Below are 1,209 nucleotides of genomic sequence, written 5' to 3'. Positions count from 1 at the left end.
TCATCGTGCAGCCCATGCCCATGCCCATCACGAACAGCGCACCCATCAGCAGCCAGGTCGGCGAGTCCGACGCCACCTGGGTGAAGACACCGAGACCGATCAGGATCAGCGGCAGACCCGTCAGCACGATCTTGCCGGGGCCGATCTTGTCGACGAGACGTCCGGTCACCGGCATGGTCAGCATCGCGCCGATACCCTGCGGAGCCATCAGCAGACCGGCTGCGAGCGTGGTGTGCCCGCCGACCTGGATGAAGTAGCTGGGGAACAGCAGACCGGCACCCATGAACGCGACGATGAACAGCGAGGTCGTGATGACCGCGACCGACAGCTGCCGGTTCTTGAACAGGTGCAGATCGATCAGCGGGTGATCCTTGCGGAGTGCGTGGAACACGAACGCGACGATCAGCGCCAGGCCGATCGCACCGGACACGAGCACACGAGCCGAAGCGACCGTGCCCACCTCCGGGATGGACGACACACCGAACAGGAACAGTGCCAGACCCGGCGAGAGCAGCAGCATGCCGAGGAAGTCGAACGACTCCGAGGGCGACGCGTTGTCGGATGGCAGGATGATGAACGCAGCAGCCAGAGCGATGATGCCGATGGGCAGGTTGATCAGGAAGATCCAGTGCCAGCTCGCCGCCTCGATCAGCCAGCCGCCGAGGATCGGACCACCGATCGGGCCGAGCAGCATGGGGATTCCGAGAACCGCCATGACCCGGCCGACGCGGTCGGGGCCGGCCGCCTTCGTCATGATCGTCATACCCAGCGGCATCAACATGCCGCCGCCGAGGCCCTGCAGGACGCGGAAGCCGATGAGCGACGTGATGTCCCACGCGAAGCTACAGAGCACCGAGCCGAGGACGAACAGCACGAGCGCCGTCATGTAGAGGCGCTTGGTGCCGAATCGGTCGGCCGCCCACCCGGTGACGGGGATGACGGTGGCCAGGGCGAGCGTGTACGCGGTCATCGTCCATGCGACGGTGGCGTACGTGGTGTCGAATTCCGTGGCGAACGTCGGCAACGCGACGCTGACGACGGTCACGTCGAGGATCGACATGATGGCACCGAGCACCACCACGGACGCGATCTTGAGGACCGTGCCGTCGAGCTTGTCGGGCGCCGCGTTCGCGGCGGTCGGCGATGTCATCCGAGTATCTCCTGGTTGAGTTCTCGCAGGGACTCCCCCGCGAGGATCGGTTGTAGTGC

At 65.5% G+C, this 1,209-nt stretch carries 1 protein-coding gene; it reads right to left on the bottom strand.

What is annotated here, in order from left to right; translation table 11 throughout:
• The coding region (locus tag ACFWJO_RS40050) for a DHA2 family efflux MFS transporter permease subunit (RefSeq protein ID WP_386873259.1) at positions 1-1,150 on the bottom strand (1,150 nt) is incomplete at its 3' end.
• Between the last annotated feature and the right edge of the window lie 59 nt (positions 1,151-1,209).

Source organism: Streptomyces sp. NPDC127092, assembly GCF_042722475.1.
GTDB lineage: Bacteria > Actinomycetota > Actinomycetes > Streptomycetales > Streptomycetaceae > Streptomyces.
The sequence above is the reverse complement of the archived record's forward strand: the minus strand, read 5'-3'. Positions and strand labels throughout refer to the sequence as shown.